Source organism: Fischerella sp. (assembly GCF_013388695.1).
Classification (GTDB): Bacteria; Cyanobacteriota; Cyanobacteriia; order Cyanobacteriales; family Nostocaceae; genus PCC9605.
In genome coordinates this window covers 1-24,575 of the sequence record NZ_JACAEU010000067.1, presented here as the reverse complement: position 1 = coordinate 24,575, position 24,575 = coordinate 1, and the positions used below count along the sequence as shown (strand labels likewise).

Sequence of the window (24,575 nt, the reverse complement as noted above, 5' to 3'; positions counted from 1 at the left end):
ATGAATTATGTGTGCATACATTTTTGTAGTTCGATGCCAAATCATTGTAGAGACGTAGCAATGCTACGTCTCTACATACCCGTGAATTGTAAATTCATATCTTGATTCAGCAACGCCAACAAAAAAAAGGTGGGCATATCGCCCACCCTCAACAAGATTATTCTGTTGCTAATTAACCCAACAATTCTTTCGCCTTAGCTACCACATTAGCAACGGTGTAGCCAAATTTCTCCATAGCCACGCCGCCAGGTGCAGAAACACCAAAGCGATCAACGCTAATCATTGCGCCTTCATCACCCACATAGCGACACCAACCGAAGTTAGAAGCTGCTTCTACAGCTAAGCGCTTCTTAACTGCTTTGGGCAATACCGACTCACGGTATGATTCGCTTTGAGCGTCGAATAGTTCCCAACAAGGCATGGAGACAACGCGGACTTTTTTACCTTCTTCCTCTAGCTTTTTCGCAGCTTCCACGCACAGGGGTACTTCGCTACCAGTTCCGATCAGGATGAGATCGGGTGTACCTTCACCACCAGAAAGAACATAAGCGCCTTTGGTCACACCTTCAATGCTGCTTCCTTCTAACTGGGGCAAGTTCTGCCGTGACAATGCCAACAAGGTAGGACGATGCTGATTGGCGTTTTCAATGGCGACTTTGTAAGCACCAGAGGTTTCGTTACCATCGGCGGGACGAATAACCGTCAAGTTAGGAATCGCCCGCAAAGAAGCCAGAGTTTCTACTGGTTGGTGGGTAGGGCCATCTTCACCCAAACCGATGGAATCGTGAGTCATGACGTAAATGACTCCCGCTTGCGACAGTGCCGACAGGCGAATTGCTGCCCGCATGTAGTCAGCAAACACCAAGAAAGTAGCACAGTAGGGAATCAATCCAGACTTGTGCAGGGCAATACCGTTACAAATAGAACCCATGCCATGTTCGCGTACGCCGAAACGGAGGTTGCGGTTTTGGTACTGTCCTTTCTGGAAATCACCGCCGCCTTTGATTTCGGTAAGGTTAGAGTGGGTGAGGTCAGCAGAACCGCCAATCATTTCTGGCAGAACGGGTGCTAAGGCATTGAGGGTGATTTCGGAAGTTTTGCGGGTGGCGATCGCCTTATCTCCTGGCTTATATGTGGGTAGTGCTTTCTCCCAGCCTTCTGGAAGTTTACCGCTGACCATCCGCTCAAACTCAGCCGCTTCTTGGGGATACTTAGCTTTGTAGTCAGCAAAGACCTTGTTCCACTCGTCTTCGTATTGGGCACCGCGTTCTACAGCTTTGCGGAAGTGCTTGAGGGCATCTTCTGGCACTACAAATGGCTCGTATTCCCAACCCAAGTTATTGCGAGTGGCTATTACTTCGTCGCCACCAAGGGCAGCACCGTGAACGCCTGCGGTGTTCGCTTTATTGGGGGAGCCGTAACCAATAGTTGTGCGGACTTTAATCAAAGACGGCTTGTCAGTAACTGCTTTTGCAGCTTCAATGGCTTTGTGAATGGCTTCTAAATTTGTGTCGCCATCTTCTACTACTACAACGTGCCAGCCGTAAGCCTCAAAACGCTTGCCCACATCTTCTGTGAAGGCAATGTCGGTGGAACCGTCGATGGAAATGTGGTTGTCGTCGTATAGGGCAATTAACTTACCCAATCCCAAGTGTCCTGCCAAGGAACAGGCTTCACTAGATACGCCCTCCATGTTGCAACCATCACCCAGAATTACATAGGTGTAGTGGTCAACAATTTTGGCATCGGGTTTGTTGAACTTTGCAGCGAGATGAGCTTCAGCCATCGCCAAGCCGACCCCATTGGCAATTCCCTGTCCCAATGGCCCAGTGGTTACTTCTACGCCTGGTGTTTCAAAGTTTTCTGGGTGCCCGGGAGTTTTAGAACCCCACTGACGAAACTGTTTGATGTCTTCTATCGTCACGCTGTCGTAACCAGTCAAGTGGAGTAGGGCATACTGCAACATACAGCCATGACCAGCAGACAGAACAAAGCGATCGCGGTTGAACCAATAGGGATTTTTGGGGTTAAACCGCATAAAGCGATCCCACAGCACAAATGCCATCGGAGCAGCACCCATTGGCAGTCCTGGGTGTCCAGACTTAGCCTTTTCTACGGCATCAATTGCCAAAAAACGGATCGAGTTGATACAAAGTTCTTCAAGGGTTTGGGTTGCAACAGCCATAATAAGATTGTTTTGAACGACGGGTTAGCACTCTTTTCAGTAGCTTTCCACTGTTGGGGATCAAATTTCCCCAAGACAGTATCCTCATCATCCCATTGGTGCTTGTTGACAAACAAGCCGTAGAATTGGGGATTTTTGATCTGGGATTTTAGATTTATTCTAGGAAGGATTGGCCAAAATAATCGGTTGTTAAAGGGACGGAACGTTGTAGCGAGCGTGTCACAGACACTACACTCTCCACAGAGTGGGGAAAAGGTAAAAGTTAAAGGGTAAAGGAATCAAGAAGCCTTTTCCCTTTCACCTTTAACCTTTTACCCAATTGAAAGTTTGATATCAAAATCCAAAATCGCCAATCTCAACCCTAGACATATTTCTTAAAGGCTAGCGTGACGTTATGACCGCCAAAACCAAAAGAATTGGATAGTGCTACTTCAACACGTGCCGGGCGACTAACATTTGGTACGTAGTCTAAATCACACTCTGGATCGGGATTTTCCAGGTTAATCGTTGGTGGTAGGTGGTCATTGGCGATCGCCATTACTGTTGCCACTGCTTCAATGCCACCAGAACCGCCCAGCAAGTGACCTGTCATCGATTTAGTGGAACTGATTGCTACTTTGTAGGCGTGATCTCCCAAGGCTTTTTTCATTGCTGCCGTTTCAGTCGAATCGTTGGCCGGGGTGCTAGTTCCGTGGGCATTGATGTAGTTCACCATCTCGGGAGTAAGTCCCGCGTCCTTGAGCGCCAACTGTATGGCCCTGGCGGCACCTTCTCCACCAGGTACGGGAGAAGTAATATGGTAAGCATCACAGGTCATGCCATAGCCAATTATTTCCGCATAAATTCTCGCGCCGCGACTGATGGCGTGTTGCAGTTCTTCTAAGATTAAAATTCCTGTACCTTCACCCATAACAAACCCGTCGCGGTCTTTATCAAAGGGACGGCTAGCATGAGCGGGGTCATCATTGCGGAAAGAAAGTGCTTTACATGCGGCAAACCCAGCGAAAGATAGGGGTGTAATTGCTGCTTCTGCTCCTCCGCAAATCATTGCTTGGGCATATCCGCCCTGAATCAGACGAAAAGCGTCTCCTATAGAGTTAGAGCCAGCAGCACAGGCAGTTACAGAACAAGAATTAGGCCCTTTTGCTCCAGTGTGAATTGCTGTTAACCCCGCTGCCATATTGGCAATCATCATGGGAATCATAAAAGGACTACAGCGGTCTGGTCCACGATTAAGGTAGACTGTTTGCTGCTCTTCCATTACCTTTAGACCACCAATGCCAGAACCAATAATCACACCTATTTGTTCTGCGTTCAGGTCATTAATGACTAACCGCGCGTCCGCTAGAGCCTGTTTTGCCGCCGAGACGGCAAATTGGGAAAACCGATCCATACGCTTGGCTTCTTTACGATCCAAGTAATCGTGCGGATCGTAGTTTTTCACCTCACCAGCAATACGGCAAGCGTGGCGAGAAGCATCAAACAAGGTGATTTCGCTAATGCCATTGCGCCCGCTCACCAATCCTTCCCAATACTCGGCTGGTGTATTACCAATCGGTGTAATCGCGCCAACACCAGTTACAACAACGCGTTTACGTATAAAATCTGTCATGACTCAGTTACAGGTGGCTCTCAATGCAGAAAAAAATAGGGCAATGGGGATTGGGGATTGGGGATTGGGAATTGGGCATCGAATTTGGGCATTGGGGATTGGACATTGGGCATTGGATTTTTTCTATACCCCTTGCCCATTGCCCATTGCCCCATGCCCATTGCCCCATGCTCCACGCCCATTGCCCCATGCCCTATTTAGGCGGATGCGGCAACTTTGTCGTTGATGTAATCCACTGCATCTTGAACTGTGGCAATCTTTTCGGCGGCTTCATCAGGAATTTCGATATCAAACTCTTCTTCCAAAGCCATTACCAGTTCTACAGTATCCAGGGAATCAGCGTTTAGGTCGTTGGCAAAACTGGCTTGGGGAGTGACCTTTTCAGCCTCAACTTCCAGTTGCTCAACAACGATTTTCTTGACTTTTTCAAAAATTTCCGCTTGGCTCATAAATGAAATTCCTCAACCAGTTGCTATAATCCGCTCTTTATGGGTGACATGGTTTTGAGCATATACATCTTATCTGAAAGCGCGATCGCATACACTCTTTAAATGGTTCTGTTTTGCAATTCTTACTAAATTTTTTTAAGAATATGCACCCCAGCATCAACAGTCTTGCAACCAACACCAACAAGCGATGATAAAACAGTTATTCTAGAGGCCTAATACCTCTAATTAACAATTTCTATGCTATCTCATACGTTGAAATACGCTTACTACCCTGGTTGTGTTGCTCAAGGAGCTTGCCGGGAACTTCATCAGTCAACAGTTGCTCTCACTAAAGCGTTGGGCATTGAACTGATTGAACTGAAAAAAGCTGCTTGCTGCGGTTCCGGCACTTTTAAAGAAGATTCCCAACTGTTGGAAGATACTGTTAATGCCCGGAATATTTCTTTGGCAGAAGAATTAAGTTTGCCTTTACTAACCCATTGCAGCACTTGTCAAGGTGTTATCGGTCATGTCGATGAACGCCTCAAAGAATGCCAAAAAACTAATCCCGATTATGTTGGCCAGGTTAATACCTTGCTGGAAAAAGAAGGCTGTTTGCCTTATCGAGGAACCACTGAAGTTAAACATCTCCTTTACGCTCTCGCAAAGGATTATGGTTTAGAAGAAATTCAACGACGGGTTAGTCGCAAATTAACTGGGCTAAAATGCGCTGCTTTTTACGGTTGCTATCTTCTACGGGCGAAAAAGTCCATGCTTGATGATGATCCCTTCCAGCCGGAGACGATGGAAAATGTCTTTCTAGCAGTGGGAGCAACACCAATTTATTACAGAGGTCGTACGCAATGTTGCGGTTGGCCCCTTGCCAGTTATGCCACCACCCAGTCGTTCAAAATGGCTGGAATGCACATTCAAGAAGCCTTAGAAACTGGTGCTGATTGTATGGTAACACCTTGTCCTCTGTGTCACCTGAACTTAGATTCTCGCCAGCCAGAGGTAGAAAAGGTAATTGGGCATAAGCTAGGTTTGCCAGTGCTGCACCTACCCCAGTTGATTGCCCTAGCAATTGGTATTAGTCCCAAAGAACTAGGTTTAGGACGGCACATTGTGTCTACTAAGCCAGTGCTAGAGAAATTAGGACTGTAATTTTAGTTAGTAGATAGTAGATAGTAGTTAGTAGGTGTATTTGACCACTAACCACTAACCACTAACCACTAACCACCAACCACTAACCACTAACCACTAACCACTAACCACTAACAGCCTTTATTGTTGATTAAAAGGTTGTTCTATTGGCGTAACTGTGACTGCCGAAGGTTCTGTTGGTGTAAGCGTGACTGCTGGAGTAGCAGGTATGTTATCTGCTTGTGGTTGTGATTTTGATGTCGATTCTGGAATGAGTGAGGAGGGGGTGAAAATTGATGTTGGTGCAGTTCCTGAGGATTTTGGTTCAGGTGTTGGTGTTATCGGTGTGATTGGTGTAAAATTTGGTGCGGGTGAAATTTCTGAGGATGGTGGCTCGATTTCTGGAGTTGGCATTGGTGTAAAGGTTGGTGTTGGTGTGGCTTCTGTAGCCGGTTTTGTTTGTGGAATATCAATAGGTTTGGGCGAGTAGTTTGGTAGTGGTAGAGCAGGTTCACTATTTGATTGTTTTGATCGCCTGGGTTTGACTTTTGTTGGTTCTGGGAAATCTGGTTTTAATGCCGGATCTATCCTAGGTGTGGTTTGGGGAATAGGTGACAGCTTAGGAGTGGGTATGAGTGTCGGTGCAGCAATGGGTGATGGCTCGGCAGTCGCTGTTGCTGTAGGCTTAGGTATCACTGATGGCTTGGTAGTTGTCTGAGGCTTTGTTGTGGCTGGTTGCGTAGGTGTGGGTGTGGAACGATGCCAGTTAAACCAAGCTAGCAATCCACCTGAAGCTAAAATTCCAGTGGTGATGATTCCTTTGGGCGAGAGTAAAAAGTTTTGCCGGTAATGCTCGGATGAAGGCAAAAGATCTTTCGTCACTATATTCATGCGAGTTAGTGGCGGTGATGAAGAGGGTGGTAGGGGTTTGGCAGCCTTTAGAGAACCTTGATGATTGATCCCAGGTTGATGTTGATGACCGTTTTTTGTCGAGCCAAAATTTGATGGAGGAGCAGTTTGCTGTGTAACAGGTTGAAGAGTAACAGTGATCTCTGTGTTTTGGTTTCCAGAGTTAGGAACAGTCACCTCAACTTGTTGCTGACTTTTCTGTTTTTCCTGGAAATTATGGTTTTCCCCGCTGCCATTTAGTAAACTTTGAGACTGAGAAATCGATAGAGATGGGAAATGATGCTCCTCCTGTGAGGAAAGTAAATTGAAATTGTGGCGAGTTACAGCAACTCCCGTTTCGTCATTCAAAGATTCCCGTAATTCTATAGCTCTAGTCAAATATTTAAGCGCAGTGCTATTTTCTTCTAGACAAAGGGCGCGAGTACCCAATTGATGCAATGCCCAAGCTTCTGAAGCTTTATCTCGTTCGGCTTGAGATGCTTGCAGTCCTCTTTGCAGCACTTCTTCCCACAAACCCCATCGCTTGCTCAAAGCGAGTGCACTTTCCATTAATTTAACCAAGCACAAGACATCCTGCCAACGGCTAGATCTGACTGCTACTTCTAAGATTTGCACGATCGCGTCAGCTTCTGAAAATAATGTTTTTGACTGCTTTTGATGCTGTTGTGCCCAATTTGTAAAGTAAGCGATCGCACTTTCTAGAGGTTCTTTTAGCTTCCATTCTGGTGGCAAAACTTCTGCTATTGTTTTGCAGATGCTATAGCGAGAGCCTTCCTGTTGGATGAGATGACGCCGAAGCAAATTCTCTAACATCTCAAGAGTGTTAGGTATTTGCGTAATAGCTGCGATCGCTTCCTCCGACAACCCTACGCCATCCATCAAAGCTAACAGAGCCAAAATGCTTTTTTGCGGTTCCCTCAGCGAGTCAATGATTTGTTGGATGATATATTTACCTGGTTCGGAAGTTGGCAATTGACTGACGACTTGGGCTAGCGTTCGCTTTTCTTCCAGCATGTAGGCGATCGCTAGCTGTATATGCATCGGATGCCCGTTTAAAATGATACACAATGATCTCGCAGCAGGTAATTCCTCCATAGTGAGGGAGCGCTGTATTTTTTCTTCTACAAAAACTAGAGCATCTTGGACAGACAGCCCAGACAGCGCGATAGAATATGCCTGTTTGTGAATACGCTGCTTTGAAGAAGCTAACACTAAGGTACAGTTGCTTGTAGCATTTCTCAACTGTTGCACTTCAGCTTGGATGAGTTTATTACCGTCATCCAGTAAGATCAGTACTTGTTTATCCTGAATTTTTTGCCGAATTTGGTTATCAGTAGGTTTATAAGGAATATTGCTTTCATAAAAAGCTTCCCAGATGGACTGGAGTAAATCGCCCACATACGGGTGAATAGGAGATAGGCGAATGACACCATCAGCGAACGCAGAATTGGCTTGTAATTCTTGCTCTAAACAACCTAATAAAAAAGTTTTGCCAAAACCTGCGGGACTATAAAATTCTACTGTTTGTCCAGATTCTAGGGCTGCGATCGCGTCTTTGATTGATACTTCACGCTCCAGTAATTTATCGCTCGGAGGTTGACGTATGAACACTGGTGCAGAACGCTTGTTTAAAGTGAGTTGCTCTTGTGTGATTGCTAATTCTGCGATCGCGCCGTAGCTTGCACCAACCTCGATCGTGTGATTCCCAACAGCCAGCTTACCAATAGTTTCTGTCTGTATATTTACTTTTAGACTGCTGTGCGGCATGGATTGTTCTCCAGTCATGAAGTCGAATTTTCCCCTATGTACCGCGATATTGCTATGATTTTGATATAGATTTTACATTCATTTTTTGTATAAGCAAATATTCAGTATTATTACTTGTATAATATTACTTCAGTACGTAAAAATTAACCATCAGTAGCTAGTAGTTGGTTGGTATTTGGTGATTTGTTGTCCCAATCACAAACAACAATAGACATCTCCGAAAATAAACCTCAAACCTTGCCCAGTCTGGACTGATATCTCATTTCTGGAGAGGTTCAATTGCTAGCCATAATAGTCATCACAAGAAATATGTTAGTTTGAACGCACCCCAACTAACCTTGTGGTATGGTTAGGGATTATTTCGCTATACAGCCTTAAGACTACACAACGTTCCCAGAGTAACTGGCGTCCTCAGTGTGTCGTTCTCCAGATCAAAGGTGCTAATCCGAAAAGTATTAGATATAAATATACCAAACTACTGACACACAAAAAAACTAAAAAAGGTGAGAAAAGTCCCACCCTCTTTATACTTACATTAACTTTCAGTAATCCTTCTCAGGAAAAAGTAAAAAGCTACGTATTATATAACGCCTCTTTTTACTTTTTATGGCTTTCTCCCCAACCAGTTAAACGACTTGAACAGACTTTGAATCAGGGAGGGAAGTTTTGCCATCTTCCAAATTAATTTTCACTACCTTCTTTTTAGCTTCTTCTACCTTTGGTAGTGTTAATGTCAAAACGCCATTCTTGAAATCAGCTTTGACTTGGTCATTATTGATAGGAACAGGCAGAGGAATTGTGCGTTGGAACTTACCATAGCGGAATTCAGAGCGTAAGTATCCGCGTTCTTCAGTTTTTCTTTCTTGCCGAGTTTCGCCGGCAATAGATACAGCTTCTCTTGCTACTTGAATGTCTAAGTCTTTGCCTTCAATACCCGGAATTTCAGCTCGCAAAATTAGTTGATCGTCTGTATCTTCCAACTCGATTGCGGGTGCCCAAGTTGTCGTATACTCACGATCAAATCCAGCAAGTTCGTCAAACATACGATCCATTTGACGACGAATTCTTTCCATTTCTTGGAATGGTTGCCAACGTACAAGTGCCATAAATTTTTAACCTCCTTGGAAACAGTATTACAACTGAATTGAAGGTAGATTCAAAAATTGTCTATCACTCTTAAGTAGTTTAGGCGTTTTTTCTATCGCCCTCATCTTTATATTTGCTGAAAATAGCAATTTTAGTAGTGAGGTAAACCCTACTTATTCAGGTTGTGGTTTCTAGATAAAAGTTAGTGGTTAGTGGATAGTGGTTAGTTGTTCTATTCACCACTAACTACTAACTACTAACTACTAACAATCATGATTTTTGTCCAATTTGGCGTTGCAATTGCTTTAGAGATTGATAAATATCCGGTAAACGAGGCAAAATAGCAGACACTTTCAGAAAAGTTTTGTGGGGTACGGCTGGGGTTCCGGAGACGATTTCTCCCGGTAAAACATCGCTGTGAATTCCAGCTTTAGCAGATGCGATCGCCCCATCCCCGATCTTCACTTGGTTGGCAATTCCTACTTGTCCCGCCAAAATCACGCGGTTTCCGATTTTGACTCCTCCTGCCATTCCAGATTGACCTGCTAATGCACAACCCGCACCAATTTGGCAACCGTGACCAATTTGTACTAAATTGTCAATAATTGTATGACGGCCTACCCGTGTTTCTCCTACGGCTGGGCGATCGATGGCGCTGTTACAGCCAACAACTACACCATCTTCTAAAACGGTGTAACCTGATTGTTCCACTTTTAACCAACCAGTGGCAGTGGGCACAAAGCCGAAGCCTTCAGCACCAATGACTGCACCACTGTGAATCTCGCAATCTGCACCAATCAGGGTACGTTCATGAATAGTGCAATTAGCGTGTAAAGTAGTGCGAACGCCTATCTTAGTATCAGGATAAATTACAACATTGGCATGAATACATGCGCCATTGCCAACTTCTACTGCTTGGTGAATCACCACATGCGGCCCAATGTAAACATCAGTACCGATTTTCGCGGTGGGATGAATTACAGCAGTAGGATGAATTTCTGGATCGGGACGCCAGGGTTGGTAGAAAAACTTGAGCGTTCTCGCAAATATCAGTTTTGGTTCTGGGGTTGCGATCCAGGCGATACCGCGCTCTTGCGCTTGTGCCTGCAATGCTTCATCTTGAGGCAAAATTAAAGCACTGGCACCTGTTTTGCCCACCATTGCCGCAAATTTTAACCCCTCAATATAGCTGATAGTACCACTTGTTGCTTCATCAACTGCTGCAACGCTTGTAATTTCTGGGTTATTGTCTTTATTTACATTGAGACTATTAGAAACAGCGGCGTCACCGAGTTTTGCTAAGATTTCGCTAAATTTCATAGTTATAAAAAAGTCCTTACATATCAAGAGGTGCTAGGAAATAAAAATTATGAATTATGAATTATGAATTATGAAATTTTCAGCATTCAGCATTCATAATTTTCACCTATTCCCCATTCCCTAATCTCTAATCCCTAATCCCTAGTTACTCCTTCAGTAGCAAATAATATAGAGTACCATTTCCACCTGTTATACCAGCGCGATCGCCAGCTAATTTACCAGTTCCCATAAAATAATCCACTCGTCCCGGCCCTTTGATGGCGCTGCCGGTATCGTGATCTAATACGAAGCGACTGACTCGACGAAAAACCAGTTTTCCACCGCTAGCAGCATAGGGAAATCTGGAGTTCACTATTGCTAGCGCTCCCGGAGGCATGAGAGATTTATCTGTAGCAATAGAACGCTCTGGCGTTACTGGTACACCAATACTTCCAGTAGCTGCTGTACCCCCAGTTTCCTTAAAAAAGACAAAGCGTTCCCAACGTGGTAAATAATTATTCAACTCGTTGGGATGTTGACGAAAGTACGCGATCACCTTGGGTAGCGTTAAACCTTCTAAGACTACCTTGCCATCATTAGCTAGTTCTTTACCAACACTAGTCCAGGGGTAATCAGTCCCTCCTGCATAGCCAATAGAGGTTCTTGTCCCATCGGTTAACCTCAACTGGGCAGAACCTTGAATTTGTACTAAATATGGATCTAGACGATCGCGGAACCAAAACAACTCTAAACCGTGTAATGGGCTTTTATCACCTAGTAAACCATCTTTGCCCTCTAAATCTATACGTTTGGGGTGCGGTTTCGCCCATTGGTCAAAGTCGGATGGCAATCGATAGACAGGATATTTATATACAGATGTACGAACGCGACTGGCAGTATAAACCGGCTCGTAATAAGCAGTGAATTTAACAGTGCCTTGACCGTCGTTACCGACTGATTTATAAAAGACAAACTCTTTCCGCACAGCAGCTTGCAGTTGTGCTGGTGATTTAGAACTAACCACCAACTGACGAAAACGCTGCAAGCTACGACGAACCCGATCAAGGGTAATTTCTGGAATGGGATAATTTTGATACGCTGCGATAGCCTTGGTAGTTGTCAGGTAACGCAAACTGTTGTCAATAGCTGTCAACAGAGCTTTGCGATCGCCTCGTTTGCCCTTTGTGCCCCAAATTTGTTCATCCCAACCCAAACATTGATAAGCAGGTGTACAGACTATTTCCAAGGTTATCGGTTTTAACGGTGGCTGTATCTCTGGCACGCTTATTGGCACTTGCGGTGGTGATTGTTCGGGGAAATTGCCTGGTAATGGCTGTGGTGTGAAGTTAGGAACCTGAGCCAATACTGAGCAAATAGGGTTGACAAGGAAAATTCCCAGACTCAAGGAAACCAAAGCAAGCGTTTTGTTCATAATTATGTAAATCTTTCCACACTAGAGCTAAAAAGTGGTTCTACTCGGATTGCCACAATCCGAGAGGGGCGCACTACCATGTATTCACCCTGAATGTTTTTGATCGGCACGTTGATAAAGTCATCAGAAGCAGATTTTGGCATAAGTTCAGCACTATACCATTTCTGAAATTCTTGAATCGTTGGAAAACGCACTTCTTCTCGATGACCGCTTGCCATTAATAGGTGCACTGCGTATTCATTTGGAGTTCTAGGCATATAATTGCATCATTTAAAACACATCCAACCCATTTTGGACTACGCACTGCCTGAATGGGAAGAGGAAAAACATACAGTAGTGAGCCGAACCAGGAGGATTTGAATTAATAACTTATCACCGATCGCCATTAACTCTTCAGTATTACTTCCGCCTATGACGGTTATTCCCCTAACAAGGGTTCCCTGGCGGGACTGGGGAGGTGGGGAGAGTGAGGGAAGAACCAATAACCACTAACCACTAACCACTAACTATTTTTTTCAAAACTTAATATTTTATGATCGTTAACTAAATAAATCTCAAAAACATAGGGCTAGTGTTACAGGATTTTAACTTTAAAAATATTAACCAGATTATAGAATTCAGTCAGTTAATTTCATCAAAAACTAAGCTTGTGAAAACCTTTGCTTTCCGCTTACTATTTCTTATTGATACTTTAAAAAGTAAAGTTTAGTTTCAAAAATAGCTACTCTCATCTAACCATGCTAATCTAATATTTAAAGCTACAAAGCTTCCCTGGCAGATAAAACAGCTAGTTGAAAAATAAAAAGAGGTAAAAACGCTGTTGAAGTTACATCTGTCTCGTAACGAGATAACAACACCTGACTCGAGAGATGATATTTCCTCATAGTGAGAGAAAGGGGGCGCTGTAACTGATTGGTATCACTGATTTAAAAGGTGATTAGCCCAGTACATCCCCGGCTAGAATTAGCAATGAGAGGAAATCACTCATCCGGTAGATGCTTGGGTGTTGTTATTTTTTTAAAACTATGCCTATAAATTAGCCCTGTCAAGGTGTGTTAAAAAAGTCCAATTTGCTTTTAAGGGACAATCTTGGTGATTTTACTTGGTGTCTTGGTGTCTTCGTGGTTAATAAAATTTATTTTTTCACCACAAAAGCACATAGACGCGATAGCAGTTTCCCGCAGGGTAGACACAAAGAAAACTTGATGCTAAAGCAGAAGATTGGAGTGATTCTACAACAAGCCGTCGTTATTATCGGCTGACTAGTTGTCACCACGCTAGAAGCTGTTGCTAGAAATGCAGAATTTGTTGTTAGCAACACGAGTGCGATCGCTAGGAACATTCAAACTGTTGTCACCAAAATTCAAATTGTTGTTAAGACTGCTGAAACCGTCGTTAGGACACAGGTATAGGACATAGCTATTACTCTTTTCTTAGTCTCCACCCAGCAATATTTTTGATTGGTCGAGTACTAGGTGTAAGGTGTAAGCTGGTACGAAGTGAATTAGCATCAGACAGTTAAAATAGCGCCTTATGTCAATAATTGCTCTTAGAGCATGGTATCTTGAGGATTACGAACCTATACAGGAAGTGGAAAAACGTCCGCCAGACATTCGCCTCAGCAAGAAAAGTCTGTTGAAATCAGGGCTAAGAGCGGATTTCTTAGAAGACAGCGAGGAAATAAAGAAATCGACTTGGTTCGAGCGCTATCTAGAAGGCGAGAATATTGAATTTTATATAGAGGGCAGTGGTGGCTACTGTGTAGCTAATATTGACTTGATTAGTCATGAAATTTATTTTACCAAACAGTCAGTATTAGGGCAGTTAGAACCAACTATTTTTTTCTGTTCTCAAACAGAATATCCACCAGCAACTGATGCTCTACGCGAGGTGTTAACGATCGGCTTAGAAAATTTAAATTTGCGATCGCGTTTACCCCTGAAATTAATAGAATCTTATCGCCCCAAAGATGGTTCTTTAAGGCTGGGAAGTGCCATGATGCGAAAAATCCGTAAGAGTTTGTTGTTTATTGCAGATGCTACACCCATTGCAAGCATTGAGGGCAAACAAACTGCTCAATTAATTCCCAGTCCAACTGTTTGTGTTGAAATTGGTTATGCGATTCAAAGTAAACGAACTGAACAAATTTTACTTGCACAAATGCAGCGTCCTGATTTGTCAGGAAAGTTTCCCTTTGACTTGCCACCAACACAAATTTTACAGTTTCAAGACAGTATAGAATTGAATAAAATTTTACTGCAAACAATTGAAACTCAACTTATGCGATTTAAATTGTTTTTTTGATAAAAATTGGTTAGTAGTTAGTAGTTATAGGACTAGTATTTGATTTTTGAAAAGATACGTAGGGGAGGCAAAAAGGGGTGTGGATTTTCCTCCCCCTTTATTGCCGTTGCGTTAGCCTTTGGCGTAACGCACCATTCTATATTTTTGGTGCCGTACTCTCGCCGATAACTTAGATTTTTTCAATAATCAAACCGGATTCCTATAGTAGTTAGTTGGTAATTAAACCGATCTGATTTGCATTTAAGCATAAAAGCAGGGTCTGTTCTACTCTACGGAAAGCCGCCCCAAGCGCATTTACGATAGCGTAATGCACCCAGAAGCAGATCAATGGTGCGTTACGAGTAGCGCTAACACACCTACCCCTACCATCTACCATCCGCAAATCAAATGACGATTATCTTAGTAGATAGTAGTTGGTAGTTTATTAATGTAGTTTGACAAATAACCACTAACATAACAGTTTCTTGACACTATTATCAAAAAATCCGCACCAAGGTAGATTCAAAAATATTCAATATATCGCACATATAGCATTTAGTGATCTAGCCTTTGTTGGCAACAAATTTTGAAATTTACCGCGCCAGATAGATACGGTAACAACATTATCAATGCAAAAAGTCAACTGCTTGCTTCAGCACGATTTACATCAAATCTCTTCACGTTTACTAATTGCACAATTTGGAAGTGTAGTCGCGATCGCGATCGGCTGCTTGGTAATGCTTGGCTGGTGGCTCGACATCAATGTTTTGAAGAACTGCTTTTATCTCAGCCAAGTGACGATGAAGGGAAACACAGCGCTGTGTTTTCTGCTATCAGGCTTATCGCTATGGTTGTCTTTAAGAGGAGTGGGAGAAACAAGGAGAAGGAGAGGGGGAGAGAGGGAGAGAGGGAGAAACTTTCCAACATCTCCCCCACTCCTCCACTCCCCCACTCTTCTACTCGCTCGCGCGTGTGCATTTGCTGTTTTTATAATTGGGGCACTGACATTAACTCAATACTTGTTTGACTGGAATCTCGGAATTGATCAGTTGCTATTTAGTGAAGAAGTAAATCCCATGTTGACATCCCAACCAGGACGCATGGATTTGAATACAGCATTAAGCTTTATACTGATCGGCAGAGCCTTAGAGCTTGTGGAAAAACCAAAAACCCGTCGTAGCGATTGGTATGCTCAGATTTTCGTCTCAATCGCAGTTGTCATTGCTTTGCTGGCTTTGATCGGTTATGCCTACGAAGTGCAACTCCTGTACGGCATACTTCCCAACGTCACATCAATGGCATTGCATACGGCGCTGACATTTATAATGCTTTGTATTGGTATTTTGTGGGCGCGGCCAGAACAGGGGCTGATGCGAGTAGTGACAAGTTCAACTGACGGTGGTTTGCTGGCACGTCGCTTGTTGATTATTGCGATCGCAGTTCCTTTAGGGACAGGATGGTTAATTCTGCAAGGACAAAAAACGGGACAGTACGATACAGCATTTGCGATCGCGCTGTTTGCGATTATTGTGATTGTGTTTTTTGCGATCGCCATCTGGCAAACTGCGGCAGCTGTTCAACGGCTTAGTGTGCAGCGCGATCGCGTTAAACTGGCACTGAAAACAAATATAGAAAAACTGAAGAGTTTTGTAGAAGCAAATGTCGTCGGCATTTTATACGGTGACGTTTATGGTGGTGTTCAGCAAGCAAACGATAAATTTCTCCAGATGATTGGTTATACGCAACAGGAACTACATGCAGGCAGGATCAGCTGGAAAGAGATTACACCACCAGAGTATTTGGATTTGGATGAACAACGGATTGCCGAGGCTAAAGCTAACGGTGCTTGTACACCTTACGAAAAAGAATACATTCGGCGTGATGGCAGCCGCATTCCGGTTTTAGTAGGTTATACGTTAGTAGGAGAGAAACGAGAAGAATCTGTGGCGTTTATCCTAGATTTGAGCGATCGCAAGCAGACAGAAGCAGCGCTACTCCAAAGCGAAGAGCGATTTAGATTGGCGGTTGATAACATGCCAGATGTTTTTGCTATTTACGATGCTCAACGTCGGTTCCAGTATGTCAATACAGCCGCTTTGCAGCATTCTCACAAGCCTAAAGAGGAAATTCTCGGACGTACTGATGAAGAAATCTTTCCTCCTGAAGTCACACAACTTTATCTGCCCATTCTCCTCCGGGCAATTGAAACACGCACAACCCAAACAACAGAAGCCAAAATAACTTTACCTAAAGGTGGCACTTTCACTGCGTTAATCAAGTATGTGCCAGTTATTGACGATCAAGGAGAAATTTATCAAATTTTGGCATTTGCTGAGAACATCACAGCACGCAAGCAGGTAGAAGAAACACTCCTTAACCAGCAAAAATGGTTGGAAGATGTACTCAACCTCATGCCAACGCCGCTAGTGTTGATTGAGCCTGGAACCGCACGGGTGACTTTTGCGAATAGAGCCGCAGACGAAGTAGCTGGGGGCAAATTTCCCAAGGCAGATTCAGCCGCAGACTATCATCATCTTTACTACTCAACTGACGCTGCCGGCAATCCCATTCCCGACGAACAAGCACCGGGAGTACGAGTGGCGCGTGGTGAACGCTTGGATGGAGTAGAGTTGGACTGGCACACAAGCGCGGGTGTCCGCTCTTTGTTGATATATGCCGATACACTGCCAGCGATGCACGGGCACCAAGCTACATGTGTACTGACATTTCAAGACATTACCAATCTCAAGCGAGTTGAAAAAGCGCTGTCATTGGGCTACAAACGCCTACAGCTCTTATTTGGCACAGCTAGCGATTTACTTTCCAGCCAAGAGCCAGTTGCACTAATTGAAAGTTTGTTCCGAAAACTTTCGGAGCAGATAGGTTTAGATATTTACTTTAATTTCTTAGTTACTGAAAACTCCCAGATCATGCAGCTAGCTTCTTACTGCGGTATTGATGCAGAAATTGCTAGAGCAATTGAGTATTTAGAATTAGGTGACGGGATGTGTGGTACTGTCGCACAGGAGCGCCGTCTTATTTCTGTAGAAAATGTCAAGCAATCAAATGATCCAAAAACTGAATTCCTGCGTTTTATTGGTGTTACGGCTTATTATGGTTATCCGTTGATAGCACAAGGGCAACTTTTGGGTACTCTGTGCTTTTGCAGCCGCAGCCGTTTGCGGTTTTCCCAGAATGAAATGGGGATGATGCAAGCAGTTTGCGATCAGATTGCGATCGCTATGGAACGAGCTAGGTTAATTGCTTCGTTGCAGCAACAAACCGAGCAGTTGCAAGAAGCGAACCGCATGAAAGATGAGTTTTTGGCGATACTATCTCACGAATTGCGATCGCCTCTCAACGCTATTCTGGGATGGGCGCAACTGTTGCGATCGCGCAAACTCAACGAAACGCAGATTACCAAAGCAGTAGAAACCATCGAGCGCAACGCCAAAGCACAAACACAGTTAATAGGAGATTTGCTAGATATCTCGCGGATTATCAGAGGTAAATTGCGTCTCAATGTTCGCAGTTGCGATTTGATTGCGATTATCGAAGCTGCCCTAGATACAGTACGGTTAGCAGCACAAGCAAAAGACATTGATATTCAGACTGATATCGATCCTGCGGCAGCACTAGTTTCTGGTGATTCAGAGCGCTTACAGCAGGTAGTTTGGAATTTACTATCCAATGCCATCAAATTTACACCTACTGGCGGCAGGGTAGAAGTGCGCCTAGAACAAAAAGATGGGGAGATAGGGAGATGGGGAGATGCGGAGAACATCAAATCAGATGCTCCCTACCACCCCACCACCCCACCACCCCATCACAAAAACCGCTATGCCCAAATCACAGTCAAGGACACTGGCATCGGTATCAGCCCTGAGTTTATTCCTTATGTGTTCGATCGCTTTCGGCAAGCAGATAGTTCTAGTACCAGAATGCATGGCGGACTAGGGCTGGGGTTAGCGATCGTACGCCATTTAGTAGAAATGCACGGTGGTAGCGTCCACGTTGAAAGTCAAGGAAAAGACCAAGGCGCAACCTTTACAGTCAAGCTACCACTCCTCAAAGGTCAAGAGTCAATATTTAATACTTTCTCCCCCTCCACTACTCTCCCCCTCTCCCTCCTGGATGGCGTGCGCGTGCTAGTGGTAGATGACGAAGTTGATACTCGCGACTTTCTGGTTACGGTACTCCAGGAATCTCAAGCGGAAGTTCAGGCAGTGGCATCAGTGCAAGAAGCACTAGAAGCAATAACCAACTGGAAACCAGATGTATTGGTAAGTGACATTAGTATGCCCCAGGAAGATGGTTACTCCTTAATCCGCAAACTGCGATCGCGATCGCCAGAACAAGGCGGAAAAATACCAGCAGCAGCCCTAACAGCTTATGCAAGAGCCGAGGATCGGCGTCGGGCCATACAGGCAGGTTTTCAGTTACATATGCCCAAACCTGTCGATCCATGTGAGTTAGTCACAGTGGTAGCCAGACTTGTAGGACGAACTTAGTTTACACAGCTTTGCGTAAATATAGTAGCGATTTTAACGCAGAGGCTCGCAGAGTAAGCGCAGAGGCTCGCAGAGTCTTAATCCACTGAAGTCGAAACTAATGCTCTAACTTTAGCAGCAGAATCTTGTTGCAATGCTGTTGTTGCGATCGCCTCTGCTTGTGTCATTGTCAATTGTGCGATCGCAACTTTAAATCCAGGGATAGCGTGGGGATTTAGACTAACTTCATCTAGCCCCAATCCTAATAAAATTGATGCTGCCAAAGGGTCTGATGCCATTTCACCACACAACCCTACCCATATGCCAGCAGCATGTCCAGTCTGGATGGTTTGCTGGATCATTCGCAACACTGCGGGATGGAAGGCATCAGCCAAATTTGCTACTTTTGGGTTGGTGCGATCTGCTGCCATCACATACTGACTGAGGTCGTTAGTGCCAATGCTAAAAAAGTCTACTTCTGCGGCTAACTGGTCGGCAATGGCAACCGCTGCTGGCACTTCTACCATGATGCCCACTTCCATTGTTTCATCAAAAGCGATACCAGCCTGACGTAGTTCGGCTTGCACTTCAGTTAGGATAGCTTTTGCTGCTTGTATTTCTGCTACAGTGGCAATCATTGGAAACATGATTTTGATCTGGTGTCCGAAACTGGCTCTTAAAATTGCCCGCAACTGAGTTTTCAACACTTGCGGACTATCCAGACAAAAACGAATACCGCGCCAACCTAAAAAAGGATTAGTTTCAGACTGTATTCCTAAATAGGGAAGTGATTTGTCTCCGCCTACATCGAGAGTGCGAATGATCAAAGGACGGGTATCTAAAATTTGAGCGATCGCTTGATAAATTGTTAGTTGCTCTTCTTCCGAAGGAGCAGTTGTACGATTAAGATAAAGAAACTCGGTGCGAAGTAATCCTACACCCTCCGCGCCTAATTTCAGAGCTTGTTGTGTATCAGCTACACTGCCAATATTCGCAAATACAGTAATAGCGCGACCGTCGCGAGTTAAACAAGGCTGGCGTGCAATGTTCAATGCTTGTTGTTGGGCAGCTTGCTGTGTTTCACGTTTTGCTTGCAGCGCTGCTAAGATGTCTGGTTCTGGTTCTATCCATACCCTACCCGTCTCACCGTTTATGGCGAGGAGGGTTCCATCTGCAAGTTGCAATATCTCTGCTGGTAAACCAACGATTGCAGGGATGCCCAATGAACGGGCAAGGATGGCACTGTGGGAAGTAGCACTACCCGCAGTAATACAAATGCCCAAAACTTTTGTTGGGTCTAACCCTGCTGTATCAGAAGGATTTAAATCAGCAGCAACTAAAATCGCAGGTTGGGATATCTCCACAGCAGTTACAGGAGCACCAGATAATACTCGTAACACTCGCTGTCCCACATCGACGACATCAGCTACTCGCTCTCGTAAATAGGGATCGTCAAGGTGATGATAGTTACTTGCCACCTCATCTACAACTCCTTGCCAAGCGGCTTCAGCATTGAGATGGTGGGTAAAGACGCGTTGCTGTGCTGCTTCAATCAGGGTTGGGTCTTCTAGAAATAACAGATGGGCATCAAATATAGCTGCTTCTGCATCACCAATTTGAATTGATGCGTTTGAGAGCAAAGTCTGAATTTCCTGTCGAGCAGTTTGTAGAGCTGATTGTAAACGTTGCCACTGAGACTCAGGATTTTCTACGTGATATTCCTGTATTGATATAGGGGTGATTTGATGTAAGACAAGGGGTATTTTTCTAAATTGGAAGCTGGGTGCGATCGCGACTCCGGGCGAAGCGGGAATGCCTTGCAGGGAAGAGGGGGGGAGAGGGGGAGTGGGAGAGGGGGAGATGGAGTGAGATTCTAAAGCGCGATTATCTTCGCCAAAGTTGCTTTCAATTAATGCTTGCAATGTAGCTAGTGCTTCATCTGCATCGGAACCAGTTGCAGTGATGATTATTTCGTGTCCTTGACGCACCCCTAGCATTGCCACTTGGTTAATGCTGTCAGCACGGACAAAATCACTACCTTTTGTAACATTACGTACCTTTACTTGCGATTGAAACCGGGCAGCACATCCCACAAATCGAGCTGCTGGACGGGCATGTAATCCTAGCCTATTGCTGACAGTCAGACGAATTTCTTTTGTGTTTTGTTTTTCTCCCCTCTCCGCTAGTGGAGAGGGGTAGGTGGTGAGGTGGTCGACTACACCTAATTGAGTCGCTTTTGCTATTAATGCTCCCTGTGCTTCGGCGATTACTTGCTGAATATTATTACCAGCTGCGGCTGCGATTGTTGCGGCGATCGCACCTTCTACCAGAGGTGCAGCACACAGGTGTACTTTCTGTTGATGTTCTTCTGGGAGAAACTCCAACGCCATTTCCGCACTCATCAAGGCGCTACCCAGATCCATTAACACGAGGACACCATCATCACTGTAAACAGATGCGATCGCGTTATAAACCTGCATAGCATCTGTACCTAGCGGGTTTTCTGGATCGTCAATTCCTGCTGCCACGGCTAAAGGGACTTTGCCCTGAACCATTTGGGCTGCTAGCTCCCGCACACCTTCTGCTAACCGTTTGCTGTGAGAAACAATGACAATTCCAACCACGGCAACACCGTTAATTAGTTTTGAGTTGAGATTTGAGAATGCTTCCACCTACTTATGGGGAATATATCAGAATATGGGCAACTTATCAGCAAACTGTAATCTCAAAACATTATTTGTTTTAACTGCGATCGAAAATATCATCTCAATCTGGGAATGTAGCAGTTTCTTAATTTTGACTTTATGTAATCAACAGACTTTCAATACTTTAAAGTAAGGTCAAAGTGAGCGAAATCTCTCAACTCCTTTCAACTTGGCATCAAATGTGGCAGTTTCACTACATCCAGCTTCTTTATCCAGCCCCTTCATCACAAGCTTCCACCAGACTGTTCAATTGCTGCATTCATCTCTTCGATAGATACTGGTTCCCTTCCTGGTTGGTGGAGGATACCGGACAATTCTTCAACATGCACATTCAGCGGTTGAATGTAGACTCTACCATCAGCTTCGACAATGAAACTAATGCGATCGCCTGGACGTAAGTTAAGTTTATCTCGAATTTCTTTTGGGATAGTTGTCTGGCCTTTACTAGTAATTGTAGTAATAGACATAGGTTTTCCTTACTTTTAAACTTATTTCTTACTTTATGGTAAGGATTAAATCTAAATTCATCAATATGGCTCTGTTTTACTTAAACTTGGGCACTTATCATCTTGGCTTGACTGAAGGTTTTCCCTGTGTTCGCGCTGATGCTGATGTCAGCAATACACCAATGGTGTCTGCTTTTCAACGTGCTCGATATAGGCAGTTCGCGATCAGACGCAAGTACCGCAAACACAAGCTTTATGAATTTGTATGAACTTGGTGACAGCGTGGTAGTGCGGTCACTTTCTCTTCACATTTATCGCAAATACTAAAAATATCGACCTGCTCGACCGAAATCGACATGTTACTGATAAGGAGTCTTTCTTATGGTTGGGTTGATAATTACTTGGTTAGTAACAGCTATCAGCTTTTTGATTATTTCTAGACTACCAATAGGAGTAGAAATCGACAGTTTTGGAAAAGCGTTAATTACCGCCGCAGTTTTTGGAATATTGAATGCACTTTTACTTCCCGTTTTAACCTTTTTTACCTTGCCATTCATTATCCTTACCATAGGCTTATTCTTTTTTGTTCTAAATGCAATTATCTTTGGGTTATCAGCTGCTATAGTGCCTGGTTTTCGCTTAAGATACGGTTTTTGGAGCGCTTTGCTTGGTTCAATCGCTTTGGCAATTATTAATTCCATTCTCTTAAGGCTCATAGCACCACTGACTTGATCAAAAAAGCGAGTGTTTCATTTGGAATAACTAATCAAGACAAAGCATAAGATTGTGAATTTAAGGCAAAAATTTATGATAATAAAATTTTTGCGACAACAAATTGTTTTTTTGATAGGTGAATTGGTCGGAAATCAACAGGCGATTGCAAGCTGTATCGCAACAGCAAGGTTAAGAGGTATGCGCCGATATTGTCACTTCCATTTGGCGCAAACAGCTTAACATTCCCTACGAACCTTGGCGTATAGCTCATGGCATCTTAGCAGTTATTATCGTTGGATTTGGTTTGGGACATGCCTTGGGTGTGGGTAACTACCTAGGGCTGTTTTGGAAAGCAGTGATCTGGACTGGTATTGCAGTAGCTGCGTTGTGGTTATTAATTTACGTCCGCTTGGTCAAACCCTACTTTATGCAGAAAAAACCTTACTTGGTAGAAATGGAACACTATAACCTTGTTTAACTCAATTTATAGGTTGATGCTTGATAGCATCATGCATTAGCTATGCGTTTATGCCGCATTGCCAAATTTACTTCCGTAGTAATTGTTTCTATCTTATTTGTCTGGATGTTGTCTCCCGCAACCATCGTACCCCCTGCTGACCCTACCGAAGCGATCGCTATCTATGTCACAGACCACGGCTTGCATTCCAGACTGGTTTTACCCAGTGGCAACGGCGAATTAATCCAGTATGCTTACGGTGATTGGAATTATTTTGCGCTAAATCAGCAGGACTTAAGAAATGGGGCGGCGGCACTTTTAGTACCAACTCAAGGCACTCTCGGTCGGCGAAAATTTAGCAATATCGCTGAACTCCAGCAAATCATTCAACAGCAAGATTACACCCTATTAAGTTTAGAAGTTGCGCAAGCCAAAGTAACACGGCTGTTGAAATTATTAGATGAACGTTTTAACCGCAATATTGAAACGAGCATCGAAAATCCACAAACAGGTTTAACCTTAGTCCAAGATGACCAAGACTATACCTTGTTACACAATAGCAATCACGAACTAGTTGAGTGGCTACAAGATTTGGAATGCCGAGTTCATGGCTTTATCATGTGGGCAAATTTTCGGGTAGAACGTCCATAAGATTAATGCTTTATCTCATAAACACAAAGTATACATCTTAAAAATTAACTATGAAAGAAATCTACACAGAGATCGAGATTCAAGCACCGGATAAGCAGGTTTGGAAAATACTCACCGATTTTGACAGTTTTCCAACATGGAATCCCTTTATCCGTCGAGTCAGTGGAGAGGTTAGAGAGGGCGCACAACTGGAACTACAAATTAAGCCTCCAGGAAAAAATGAGATAACTTTTAAACCGACAGTTCTTAAAGCTATGCCAAATCGAGAATTAAGCTGGTTGGGTCATTTTCTCATACCAGGGCTGTTTGATGGCGAACACATTTTCGTGATTGAATCTCTGGAAAGAAATCGCACTCACTTCATTCAAAGGGAAGTTTTTAGAGGGTTACTTGTTCCGTTATTTGCACACCAACTTGATACAAACACGCGCCAAGGTTTTGAAGAAATGAATCGTGCCTTGAAAATGCGATCTGAACAATCAGAAGCTGTAGGAAAAGTATAGAATTTGATTCTTTTGCATTTTAAAAATCTTAAATCTAAGGCTTTGTTATGCGTTACAGTATTATGCTTCAATTAGTAGCAACTATCACCTTTATTTTTCTCAGTACTGCTGCTTTATTTGCCTGGTTGCAATACCGTCCAGCTCCAGAAGAAACAAATACACAGGGCAGAATTTCATATATTCCTACTCGTTTTCCGACATAAATTGATTCATATCTTGCACACCTATACAACAGCCCGGAAACAGGTAGGGCTAATTCATAGTCAGCAGAGAAAAAAGTAACTCAAGATTATGGCGGAGAAATCGTAGTGCTTTGGTCAAACAAGGATAACCCGAACTTCGCAGTATTAGAGACCCCGCCCTTAAGGACGGGGACTTATTGACAATAGTACGGATAATAGACCAGTTAGTAGCAGAATTATAAGCTCGAAATCGGGCAGTATCTTCAAAAAAGACAACATCTTT

Annotated in this window: 20 protein-coding genes and 1 pseudogene; 10 read left to right on the top strand and 11 right to left on the bottom strand. The window is 43.8% G+C overall.

What is annotated here, in order from left to right:
* Positions 1-172 precede the first annotated feature (172 nt).
* The gene (gene tkt, locus HXY43_RS09340; RefSeq protein ID WP_290882579.1) at positions 173-2,185 is read right to left on the bottom strand and encodes a transketolase; all 2,013 of its coding nucleotides are present in this window, start codon (positions 2,183-2,185) and stop codon (positions 173-175) included.
* A gap of 361 nt (positions 2,186-2,546) precedes the next feature.
* Complete coding sequence (fabF, locus tag HXY43_RS09335; protein WP_290882576.1) at positions 2,547-3,797, bottom strand: beta-ketoacyl-ACP synthase II; 1,251 nt, start codon at positions 3,795-3,797, stop codon at positions 2,547-2,549.
* Here fabF and HXY43_RS09330 point away from each other — a divergent pair.
* Positions 3,796-4,023, top strand: coding sequence for a hypothetical protein (locus HXY43_RS09330; RefSeq protein WP_290882573.1), 228 nt, complete (start codon positions 3,796-3,798; stop codon positions 4,021-4,023). The genes fabF and HXY43_RS09330 overlap by 2 nt on opposite strands.
* Here the strand turns inward: HXY43_RS09330 and HXY43_RS09325 are convergent.
* The gene (locus HXY43_RS09325) at positions 3,995-4,246 is read right to left on the bottom strand and encodes an acyl carrier protein (protein ID WP_026734652.1); all 252 of its coding nucleotides are present in this window, start codon (positions 4,244-4,246) and stop codon (positions 3,995-3,997) included. The two genes, HXY43_RS09330 and HXY43_RS09325, sit on opposite strands and share 29 nt — an antisense overlap.
* Positions 4,247-4,483: 237 nt before the next feature.
* On the opposite strand from HXY43_RS09325, the gene HXY43_RS09320 reads away from it, so the two are divergent.
* On the top strand, positions 4,484-5,389 hold the full coding sequence (locus tag HXY43_RS09320) for a CoB--CoM heterodisulfide reductase iron-sulfur subunit B family protein (protein WP_290882571.1): 906 nt from the start codon (positions 4,484-4,486) through the stop codon (positions 5,387-5,389).
* Positions 5,390-5,509: 120 nt separating this feature from the next.
* On the opposite strand, the gene HXY43_RS09315 is transcribed toward HXY43_RS09320, so the two are convergent.
* The 5 genes from HXY43_RS09315 to HXY43_RS09295 all read right to left on the bottom strand — a co-directional run bounded on the left by HXY43_RS09315 (position 5,510) and on the right by HXY43_RS09295 (position 12,118).
* On the bottom strand, positions 5,510-8,062 hold the full coding sequence (locus HXY43_RS09315) for an AAA family ATPase (protein WP_290882570.1): 2,553 nt from the start codon (positions 8,060-8,062) through the stop codon (positions 5,510-5,512).
* Positions 8,063-8,670: 608 nt separating this feature from the next.
* On the bottom strand, positions 8,671-9,150 hold the full coding sequence (locus HXY43_RS09310) for an Hsp20/alpha crystallin family protein (protein WP_290882567.1): 480 nt from the start codon (positions 9,148-9,150) through the stop codon (positions 8,671-8,673).
* A 250-nt stretch (positions 9,151-9,400) separates the two neighbouring features.
* Entirely contained in the window at positions 9,401-10,450 is a 1,050-nt protein-coding gene (lpxD, locus tag HXY43_RS09305; RefSeq protein ID WP_290882564.1) for a UDP-3-O-(3-hydroxymyristoyl)glucosamine N-acyltransferase, read from the bottom strand.
* Positions 10,451-10,595: 145 nt separating this feature from the next.
* Positions 10,596-11,861, bottom strand: a complete 1,266-nt coding sequence (locus HXY43_RS09300; protein ID WP_290882561.1) for a murein transglycosylase A — start codon at positions 11,859-11,861, stop codon at positions 10,596-10,598.
* A 2-nt stretch (positions 11,862-11,863) separates the two neighbouring features.
* A complete protein-coding gene (locus HXY43_RS09295; protein WP_026734646.1) occupies positions 11,864-12,118 on the bottom strand; it encodes a hypothetical protein in 255 nt (84 codons plus the stop codon).
* A gap of 1,276 nt (positions 12,119-13,394) precedes the next feature.
* On the opposite strand from HXY43_RS09295, the gene HXY43_RS09290 reads away from it, so the two are divergent.
* On the top strand, positions 13,395-14,165 hold the full coding sequence (locus HXY43_RS09290) for a hypothetical protein (protein ID WP_290882557.1): 771 nt from the start codon (positions 13,395-13,397) through the stop codon (positions 14,163-14,165).
* Positions 14,166-14,773: 608 nt separating this feature from the next.
* Positions 14,774-18,655: a PAS domain S-box protein gene (locus tag HXY43_RS09285; protein WP_290882555.1), complete on the top strand. Its 3,882-nt coding sequence runs from the start codon at positions 14,774-14,776 to the stop codon at positions 18,653-18,655.
* 77 nt (positions 18,656-18,732) lie between these two features.
* Here HXY43_RS09285 and ptsP read toward each other — a convergent pair whose 3' ends face one another.
* Entirely contained in the window at positions 18,733-21,258 is a 2,526-nt protein-coding gene (gene ptsP, locus HXY43_RS09280) for a phosphoenolpyruvate--protein phosphotransferase (protein WP_290882552.1), read from the bottom strand.
* Between the two features lie 305 nt (positions 21,259-21,563).
* Positions 21,564-21,806 carry an AbrB/MazE/SpoVT family DNA-binding domain-containing protein gene (locus tag HXY43_RS09275; RefSeq protein ID WP_290882549.1) on the bottom strand — a complete coding sequence of 81 codons (243 nt, stop codon included), beginning with the start codon at positions 21,804-21,806 and terminating at the stop codon, positions 21,564-21,566.
* A 65-nt stretch (positions 21,807-21,871) separates the two neighbouring features.
* Between HXY43_RS09275 and HXY43_RS09270 the strand changes: the two genes are divergently transcribed.
* The 6 genes from HXY43_RS09270 (at position 21,872) to HXY43_RS09245 (ending at position 24,313) form a co-directional block, all read left to right on the top strand.
* Complete coding sequence (locus tag HXY43_RS09270; RefSeq protein ID WP_290882546.1) at positions 21,872-22,054, top strand: hypothetical protein; 183 nt, start codon at positions 21,872-21,874, stop codon at positions 22,052-22,054.
* Positions 22,055-22,166: 112 nt separating this feature from the next.
* Positions 22,167-22,517, top strand: coding sequence for a phage holin family protein (locus HXY43_RS09265; protein WP_072032409.1), 351 nt, complete (start codon positions 22,167-22,169; stop codon positions 22,515-22,517).
* Between the two features lie 286 nt (positions 22,518-22,803).
* Positions 22,804-22,977 (top strand): hypothetical protein, encoded by a 174-nt coding sequence (locus HXY43_RS09260; RefSeq protein ID WP_290882542.1) that lies wholly within the window; start codon positions 22,804-22,806, stop codon positions 22,975-22,977.
* Positions 22,978-23,019: 42 nt separating this feature from the next.
* Entirely contained in the window at positions 23,020-23,607 is a 588-nt protein-coding gene (locus HXY43_RS09255) for a DUF2459 domain-containing protein (protein ID WP_290882539.1), read from the top strand.
* Positions 23,608-23,657: 50 nt separating this feature from the next.
* Positions 23,658-24,110 (top strand): SRPBCC domain-containing protein, encoded by a 453-nt coding sequence (locus HXY43_RS09250; RefSeq protein WP_026734636.1) that lies wholly within the window; start codon positions 23,658-23,660, stop codon positions 24,108-24,110.
* Between the two features lie 47 nt (positions 24,111-24,157).
* Positions 24,158-24,313 (top strand): hypothetical protein, encoded by a 156-nt coding sequence (locus HXY43_RS09245; RefSeq protein ID WP_290882535.1) that lies wholly within the window; start codon positions 24,158-24,160, stop codon positions 24,311-24,313.
* Between the two features lie 49 nt (positions 24,314-24,362).
* On the opposite strand, the pseudogene HXY43_RS09240 reads toward HXY43_RS09245, so the two are convergent.
* Positions 24,363-24,575, bottom strand: a pseudogene (locus HXY43_RS09240) (hypothetical protein); the annotation flags it as partial.